Source organism: Noviherbaspirillum denitrificans (assembly GCF_002211445.1).
Classification (GTDB): Bacteria; Pseudomonadota; Gammaproteobacteria; order Burkholderiales; family Burkholderiaceae_D; genus Noviherbaspirillum; species Noviherbaspirillum denitrificans.
Genome location: NZ_LSTO01000001.1, coordinates 2,456,195 through 2,464,377, shown reverse-complemented (window position 1 = coordinate 2,464,377; position 8,183 = coordinate 2,456,195). Strand labels below are relative to the sequence as shown.

10 protein-coding genes are annotated in these 8,183 nt (G+C 63.7%); 5 read left to right on the top strand and 5 right to left on the bottom strand.

What is annotated here, in order from left to right; translation table 11 throughout:
* The 3 genes from AYR66_RS12070 to AYR66_RS12060 all read right to left on the bottom strand — a co-directional run.
* A partial coding sequence (locus tag AYR66_RS12070) for a homogentisate 1,2-dioxygenase (RefSeq protein ID WP_234814885.1) occupies window positions 1-744 on the bottom strand: 744 nt, incomplete at its 3' end.
* A 37-nt stretch (window positions 745-781) separates the two neighbouring features.
* Window positions 782-1,780 carry a fumarylacetoacetate hydrolase family protein gene (locus AYR66_RS12065; protein WP_088707677.1) on the bottom strand — a complete coding sequence of 333 codons (999 nt, stop codon included), beginning with the start codon at window positions 1,778-1,780 and terminating at the stop codon, window positions 782-784.
* 44 nt (window positions 1,781-1,824) lie between these two features.
* Window positions 1,825-2,580, bottom strand: coding sequence for an alpha/beta fold hydrolase (locus AYR66_RS12060; protein ID WP_088707676.1), 756 nt, complete (start codon window positions 2,578-2,580; stop codon window positions 1,825-1,827).
* Window positions 2,581-2,798: 218 nt separating this feature from the next.
* Between AYR66_RS12060 and AYR66_RS12055 the strand changes: the two genes are divergently transcribed.
* A complete protein-coding gene (locus AYR66_RS12055) occupies window positions 2,799-3,659 on the top strand; it encodes a helix-turn-helix domain-containing protein (protein ID WP_088707675.1) in 861 nt (286 codons plus the stop codon).
* 17 nt (window positions 3,660-3,676) lie between these two features.
* On the opposite strand, the gene AYR66_RS12050 is transcribed toward AYR66_RS12055, so the two are convergent.
* Window positions 3,677-4,567 (bottom strand): LysR family transcriptional regulator, encoded by an 891-nt coding sequence (locus AYR66_RS12050; protein WP_088707674.1) that lies wholly within the window; start codon window positions 4,565-4,567, stop codon window positions 3,677-3,679.
* 114 nt (window positions 4,568-4,681) lie between these two features.
* Here AYR66_RS12050 and AYR66_RS12045 point away from each other — a divergent pair, with 114 nt between their 5' ends.
* The 4 genes from AYR66_RS12045 to AYR66_RS12030 all read left to right on the top strand — a co-directional run bounded on the left by AYR66_RS12045 (window position 4,682) and on the right by AYR66_RS12030 (window position 7,234).
* Window positions 4,682-5,161: a luciferase domain-containing protein gene (locus tag AYR66_RS12045; protein ID WP_088707673.1), complete on the top strand. Its 480-nt coding sequence runs from the start codon at window positions 4,682-4,684 to the stop codon at window positions 5,159-5,161.
* Between the two features lie 11 nt (window positions 5,162-5,172).
* A complete protein-coding gene (locus AYR66_RS12040; RefSeq protein ID WP_088707672.1) occupies window positions 5,173-5,814 on the top strand; it encodes a hydrolase in 642 nt (213 codons plus the stop codon).
* Between the two features lie 63 nt (window positions 5,815-5,877).
* Window positions 5,878-6,825, top strand: coding sequence for a VTT domain-containing protein (locus AYR66_RS12035; protein ID WP_088707671.1), 948 nt, complete (start codon window positions 5,878-5,880; stop codon window positions 6,823-6,825).
* Between the two features lie 16 nt (window positions 6,826-6,841).
* Entirely contained in the window at window positions 6,842-7,234 is a 393-nt protein-coding gene (locus AYR66_RS12030) for an OsmC family protein (RefSeq protein WP_088707670.1), read from the top strand.
* Between the two features lie 20 nt (window positions 7,235-7,254).
* On the opposite strand, the gene AYR66_RS12025 is transcribed toward AYR66_RS12030, so the two are convergent.
* Window positions 7,255-8,183: MFS transporter (locus tag AYR66_RS12025; RefSeq protein WP_474647531.1), on the bottom strand; the 929-nt coding region annotated here is incomplete at its 5' end.

The window sequence follows — 8,183 nt, the reverse complement described above, 5'->3', positions numbered from 1 at the left end:
GACGACACTGACCTCTCCGTCGACCTGCTCGTATGCGGCGTGGGGATAAAGGAAATCGCGCGCGTTGGCGAGACCGTTCGAGCCGATCGGACCGAGTTCCGGCAGGCGGAAGGGTTGGCCGTAGTTCTCGCAGACATAGCCGCGCGCATCCTTGTCCAGCAGATCGACCTTGAAGTGGATGCCACGCGGAATGACGGCGATCTCGCCGGGTTGCACACGCAAGCGGCCGAGTTCCGTGCAAAGCGCCAGCGCCCCGGCCTGCGGTACAAGCATCATCTCGCCGTCGGCGTTGAGAAAGTAACGCCTTCCCATCGATTTGCTGGCGCAGTACACATGCACCGCGCAACCTGTCTGCTCGTCGATCTTTCCATTGACGGCAATCGTGGACAGGCCGTCGATGAAATCGGTCGGGACAGCCGGAATCGGGAACGGATCCCAGCGCAGCCGGTTTGCCGGCACCTCCGCCTCGGCGAGCGGCGCCGAGCGGATGCGCGCCCCGGCGGCCGACTTGCGGAATTGACCGTGCGCGGCTGAAGGCAGGATCCGGTACATCCAGGTACGCATGTTGACGGCGCGCGGCGCCGTGAAGGCGGTACCCGAGAGGAGCTCCGAATACAGGCCAAGCGGCGCGCGCTGGGGCGAATTCCGTCCGATGGGCAACGCCCCCGGCTCGCTTTCCGTGGAAAACTGATTGCCGAAACCGTGCTGGTAAGAAAGGTTGTCAAAAGAACTGTTCTGCGTCACGGCGTCACTCCTGGTCACAAACGGTATTGGCGGGCAGTCAGGCTGCGCGGGCAGGCACATAGCGCTCGATGCGCTGGTCGATGGCGCCGAAGATCGAACGTCCGTCGTCATCGAACATCTCGATACGCACCGAATCCCCGAACTTCATGAACGAAGTGGACGGCGCCCCCTTGGCCACCGTCTCAAGCGCGCGCGCCTCGGACAGGCAGGCAAAGCCGTTGCTGCGGTCGTGGTTGGAAATCGTGCCCGATCCGATGACCGTGCCGGCGCCGAGCGGGCGCGTCTTGGTGGCATGGGCGATCAGCGTCGGAAAATCGAAATACATGTCGACGCCGGCTTTTGGCTGGCCGAGCTGCCTGCCATTGACATGCACGGTGAGGGACAGGTCGAGTTTCCTGCCGTTCCATGCGCTGCCAAACTCGTCCGGCGTCACCGCAACCGGCGAAAACGCCGTCTGCCCCTTGCCGTTAAGGAAACCGAAACCCTTGTTCAGCTCGGCGGGGATGACGTGGCGCAGCGAGATGTCGTTGACCAGCATGAAGAGCTTGATGTGCTTTCCCGCATCCTCCTGCGTCACCTGCATCGGCACGTCGTCGACGATGACGGCGACCTCCCCTTCGAGGTCGATCCCCCAGCCCTCGTCCGCCGCCAGGATCGGGTCGCGCGGGCCGACGAAGTATTCGGAATCGCCCTGGTACATCAGCGGCTCCTTGTACAGTTCCTTGGCCATTTCCACGCCGCGCGCCTGCCGCACCAGTTCGACATGGCTCAGGTAGGCGCTGCCGTCCAGCCACTGGAAGGAGCGTGGCAGCGGCGATTCGGCCTGCGCGGCATCGAAGGCAACCACTGCCGGCATGCGGCCGGCGCACAAATCGCGATAGATTTCCTGCAGCTTCGGCTCGACCTCCGTCCAGCGTTCGATTGCTTCCTGCATGGTGCGGGCGACGTGGGGCACGGGGACCGCGCGCTCAAGGTCCCTGGATACGACGACGAGCACGCCGTCGCGGCTGCCGTTTTTGAGTGAGGCAAGTTTCATGGTATTCCTGTCAAAGTGGGATTGGCGATTGCTTCAAGGCGGCATCAGCCGCGCAGGAAGCTTTCGATGGAAGTGGCAAGCGCCACCGGTGTCTCGTGCATCGGGTAATGGCCGGCATTCGGCATCGTCTCCAGCACCGCGCGCGGATAGCAGCGCAGGTAGGTGGCGCGCATGAAGTCAGCGGTCAAGCCGGGATCGCTCTCGCCGACGATGACCTTGATCTCGGCGGTGTTGCCTTCGACCTGTGCAGCAATATCGTTCCTTGCCCATGCGGGCAGGTAGGCACCGAATGCCTCGGCATCGGCATGTTCGAGAGAATGCGCAACCATCGCATCGAGCCAGGCGCCGGACTGGCGGTTTCCTGTGCTCATGTCGATGATCGCGCGTCGCGCCGCCTTGTCATGCGCGGCACGCGAGAACAAGGTCCACGCCCCCTCGTCGAACGGGACGCCGCTGGGCGGGACCGGCGTGACCGCGACCAGCTTGCGCACACGCTCGGGGGCATCGAGCAGCACTTGCTGGATCGCCATGCCGCCCATCGAGTGGCCGAGCAGGCTGAACCGGTCCCAGTGCAACGCGTCGGCCAGCTCCAGCGCGTCGCTGGCGATTTCGGCGATGCTGTATTCGCCCTTGCGCGCCATCGAGCCGCCGTAGCCGCGGTAGTCCATGAATACATAGGTGAACTGTTGCTGGTCCAGCACCTCGGGCAGGAAGCCCCAGCCGCGCGCGCTGCCGAACCAGCCGTGCAGCGCGAGGACCTTGTGCGGTCCCTTGCCGACGACGACGCAGGTATTTGTCATGACGATCTCCTCCGAATGGGGACCGGTACGGTCCGTGTCTTGTCGAGTGCTAAGATACCGGCGGGGCTTCCTGCGGCAATAACCTGACCGTGCGGCGGTGTACCGGATTGTCCGATTTTGTTTGCGACATCCTTAGCGTCCACTGCGGGCTGCCGCTTGTTTGGATACAGTTACGAACACGACGCGCCGACCGGCGCGAGAACACGACGAGTGCATCCATGGATACTTTGAACCAGTCGACCATCATGCAGGGTGGATACGGCCGGGTGACGCTGAACCTGACGGCGCGCGCATTGGTCGAGCACGCCCATTCGGAATACAACTGCATCTTCAAGATCGGCGGCTATGACGCCGACTTCCGCATCGACGGCAAGCCGTACGTCCTCGACGACAACAGCGCCCTGCTGATCGGCCCGTGGCTGCCGCATGCCAAGCTGGAAAATCCCAAGGGCCCGATGCTCGCCTTGACGCTGCTGCTCGACGGCGCCTGGATGGCGTCATTGCTTGGCCTGGCGCTGCCGCTGCGTGCGCGCCTGTTTCCGCAGCCGGCGGTACTGCTCACGCCGGAGGTGCGCGAACAGGTGAACCGCCTGGCGCTGAGCATGACTGCCGGCATCGAGATCGACGACAACGAGCGCGAATGCCTGCTGCGCGACCTTGTCACGGCGCTGGCGAACACCTATTCCGATCTTGAAGAGGGACAAAAGCATTTCCGCGCGGAGCGCCCGATGGATTCCCGGGTCGTGAATGCGATCCGGATCATCCGCATGTCGGCAGCGGAAAACCCGAACCTCGATGACATCGCCAGCCGAGTCGGGCTGTCGCGTTCGCGCTTCTTCGAGCAGTTCAAGAATTGCGTCGGTGCATCACCGCAGCAATACCTCGACTGGGAGCGCATGGCGCTTGCCACGCGGATGCTGTCCGATCCACGCGTGACGGTGGCAGAGGTGTCGGACAAGCTGGGTTTTTCGGCGCCGAGTCATTTCGCGCGCTTCTTTTCACAGCACATCGGACTGCCGCCGAGCGACTTCAAGCGGGGACTGATCAGCCAGGGTGATGGCGGGGATGATGCACCGTGAGGTATTTGTCCCAGGCTTCAACGCCTGCCCTGCAGCCGTGCCGCAAGGAATTCGAGCAGCCGTGAAAGCGCTGGCGAGGCAGTCCTGGTCTTTTGATACAAGGCGGTAGCGGCAGCCGGGGCCAGCCGCCATCCCGGCAATACCTCCACCAGCAAACCGCCCTGCAGTGCATCGCCGGCCAGGAACCCGGGCAGGATGGTCACGCCCAGACCGGCCAGTGCGGCGTCTTTCATCGCATGCATGTCCCGCACGACCATGGATGGAACGACCGGAACGCTCTGCGCTCCCTCGGCGCCCTGGAACTGCCAGCGGCGCATCTCCGGACGGATCAGCAGGCATTTGTGGGAGATCAGGTCAGCCGGCGACTGCGGCCGGCCGGCGCGTTCGACGTAAGCCGGTGATGCGACCAGAAGACGTTGCACGCTCCCCAGCCGCCGCGAGACGAGATCGCTGTCCGGCAGCGTCCCCATGCGCACCGCGAGGTCGAAGCCCTCATCGGCCATCTGCACCGGACGATCGGTGAACTCGATGTCCAGGTGGACCAGCGGGTAATCGCGGGAAAATTCGAACAGCAGCGGCGCCAGCACGTGGCGGCCATAGGCGACGCTGGCGGACATTCGCAGGCGTCCGGAGGGAACGGACGAGCGCGCCGAGAACTCATCCTGGAGGGCGATCGCATCCTGCACCAGCGGCCGGCACCGGGCCAGATAGGACAATCCGAGTTCTGTCAGCCGGATTCCGCGCGGCGTCTTGAGCAGAAGCGGGCCGCCCAGCGCCTGCTCCAGGCGCACGACCTGCCTGCTCAAGGTCGCTTTCGGCAAGCCATAAAGCCTTTCGGCGGCCGATAGGCTGCCGGCTTCGACGATCTTCACGAAGACCGCCATGCCTTCAAAATCGGGGAGGTTCATAGTGTTCCACTTCTGAAACGCTGGACTTTCATTTTAAGCTCTGTTCGCTCCTGTCTGTCGCACCTATATTTGCACTACGCAAGGCCGTCGGCCTTTCCAAGACAGGAGCAATCCATGAACACCACCGCCACGCTTCCCCTACGTGCAGGCGGCAAGCCGCGCACCACGAAGACCAACCCCCACATGCAGCTCGACCAGGCGCCGGATGTCACGGTGTTGGAGTCCGTGATCCGTCGCGCCGCCGCACTGCCCGGCGTGCGTGTGGCGCACAGCCTCCGCGCACCCGCCGGTACCGCCGGACTTTTTCTCTCCCGGGATGACGCACAAGGCCCGGACGACGCCTTCCTGCTCGGCACCGAGTTTGCGCACTTCCACCCGCTGCCTGACGGCAGCATGCACATGACGCTTCCCGCCGCCCTCCGGCAGGAAGTCATTGAAAACGGCTGGGGTGAAAGCCACCCGCTCGCGGGCTTTCCCACCGTGTCATCGAACACCTTGATGGTATTCGCGCCCCGCGATGCAAGCGAAGGCGAAATCCTGTTCGAACTGATCCAGCAATCCTGGGCCTATGCCCGCGGCGAGCTCACCAACTGAAGGAAAACATCATGGCAATCCCGTTCAGCAAACAACGCCTGTCTCCTGAAGACAGCGCCCTCATCCTGATCGACCACCAGTCCGGCATCATGCAGCTGGTGCACGACTATCCGCCCGCGGAATTCCGCAACAACGTGCTGGCGCTGGCCAAGCTGGGCAAGGCGCATGACCTGCCGACCGTCCTCACCACCAGCTATGACGAAGGTCCGAACGGCCCGCTGATTCCCGAACTGCGCGCCATGTATCCGGATGCCCCGCTGATCCGCCGCCCCGGGCAGATCAGCGCCTGGGACAACGAGGATTTTGTCGCCGCTGTCAGGGCGACTGGCCGCAAGAAGCTGATCATGGCGGGCGTCACCACCGACGTCTGCCTGGCCTTCCCGGCGATGCAGGCGGCGGAAGAAGGCTTTACCGTCTACGCCGTGGTCGATGCCTCCGGCGCGAACGATACGGCGACCCAGCAGATGGCGGTGCAGCGCATGAGTGCGGCCGGCGTCATCCCGGTGAACTGGATCGTAGTGGCAGCCGAGCTGCAGCGCGACTGGCGGCTGCCGAGCGCGCCGAAGACCGGCGAGATCTTCCATCAGCACCTGCATAACTACGGCATGCTGATCGACAACTTCGCCGCGCAACAGGCTGCCAGGGCACAATAAGCGCGCCGGAGGACAACGCGATGCGGTGCTACACTGAGGCTCTTTTGCATCGCCGCGTTGTACATGGAACGCCTGATCGATCTCCTCCAGCAGTACGGTCCGCTGATTGTCTTCCTCAACGTCCTGCTTGAACAGGCCGGCTTGCCGCTGCCGGCTTATCCCGTGCTGGTCGTGGCGGGCGCCCTTGCCGCCGACGGACAGTTCACCTGGTACGAATGCCTTGCCACGGCCGTGCTGGCCTGCCTGATTACCGATTCGGCCTGGTACCTCGCGGGCCGGACGCACGGCAGCCGCATTCTCAAAACCCTTTGCCGCATCTCCCTGTCGCCGGATTACTGCGTCAGCAGTACCGAAGAGCGCTTCCGGCGATGGGGCAGCAAGTCATTACTCGTCAGCAAGTTCGTTCCCGGCTTCAATACCATCGCACCGCCGATGTCCGGCGTGCTGCGCGTGCCGAAGGGACGCTACCTGGTCTTCACCGTCGTTGGAACGCTGCTCTGGGCAGGCAGTGCTCTTGCGCTCGGCGGGCTGTTCCACAAGAGCATTGACCGGCTGCTGGATGTCCTTGCGGGCATGGGCACTGCCGCCGGCATTGCGCTGCTCCTCCTGCTCATCCTGTTCCTCGTGGCGAAGTACGCCGAGCGGCAGCGCTTTCTGAAATCGCTGCGCATGGCGCGCATTTCCGTCGATGAACTGTGGGATGCCATGCAGCGCGGCGACCGCCCCGCCGTCATCGATGCCCGCTCCCCCGCGTCGCAGGCACTGGAAGCGCCCATCCCGGGCGCAATCCTTTACGGGCAGGAAGGTCACCTCGAAGAGCTCGCCCGCTTGCCGCGCGATCTTCCGGTCATCGTGTACTGCAATTGCCCGAACGAGGCGACGGCGGCGAAAGTGGCACGCGAATTGATGGGCCACGGCTTCGCCGATGTGCGACCGCTGGTCGGCGGTCTCGATGCATGGAATGCATGGCACGCGTCATCCAAAGGGCAGGAATTTTCCACGCAAGGCTAATCATAAAGTTTCCTCCATGGCTTCCATTCATCTTTCCAGCCCTTCCGGCTATCCGCAACTGATCCGGGCGCGCACGCATGCGCTGCGCTCCGACGAACCGCTCGACGCCGGCGGAACCGACACGGGACCGGCCCCCTACGAACTCCTGCTCGCGGCACTGGCTTCCTGCACGTCGCTGACACTACGCATGTACGCGGACCGCAAGCAGTGGCACCTGGGGGAGATCAAGGTCAATGCACGCTTCTTCCGCGACGAGAGCGGCGAAGAAAAAGTCACGCGTGAAGTCCTGATTGAAGCGGCACTGTCGGAAGAACAGCAGCAACGCCTGGCGGAAATCTGCGAAAAGACGCCGGTCACCAAGACACTCAAGCGCGCCCTGGCGATCAGCACGAGCTTGCGCGGCGGCTGAATGCTCCATGGCCGGCGCCTTTACTTCATGAGCCTTTGCGCCAGCATCAGCGTGGCGCCAAGAAGTCCGATGCATGCCACCGCGCCGAAGTAGTCCAGGCATGCGGCAAGGGTGGCTTGCTGGCCCAGCTGCTGCCCAAGGTAAGCAAGTGCTGTCGGCATCGCCTGTCCTCCGCTTCCCGGGGCCAGTGAATTCGCCAATTGCTCGACAAGGCCGGCAAAGGCCGGATCTCCCTCATGGAAGCGGTTGTTCAGCACAGCGTAATGCGCGGTCGTGCGCCATTGCAGGACAATCGTCGCCACGCCCACACCCAGCGCCATCCCGAATTGGGCCACCATGTTCTTGAATTGCTGCGCGTGCGACAGCAGCGCTTCATTGTGCTGCACGTCGCGAAAGGTCTGCATCGCGACGGTCGCCATGACCAGCATCAGGAACACGCCGTTGCCGAGCAGCGCGGGCAGGACATCGGTCCACAGGTCGGCCTGTCCATTGTGGCGCGAAAGCTGCCAGCCGGATACCGCGAGCGCGAGGAAACCGGCGACAAGGAATTTCCTGGCGCCCGGCCATTTCGGCAGCATCCACGCCATCACGAACCAGCCCGCCAGCGCCGAAAACAGCCCCAGGCTCTGGAACGCGCCGAGTGTTTGCCAGGAAAAGCCGAGCGTGCGCTGGATGAAGACGGGCAGCATGAAGTTGTTCGCGCCCAGTATCGCGTAGCAGAGGGTGAACAAGCCGACCCCGACAATGTACCGGGGCTGGTTCAATGTCCTGAGTTCCAGCAAGGGCCGCTCGTGGCGATGCATCGCGCGCAGCGCGTAGTACAGCGCAAGCGCTCCGGCACCCAGGCCTGCCGCCAGCAGCATCAGGTCGCTGAAGAAGTCATACTGCGAACGCTGCAGGACGTAGAGCAGCAGGAAGCTGCCGCTGGCAAGCGCCATGAGCAAGACCG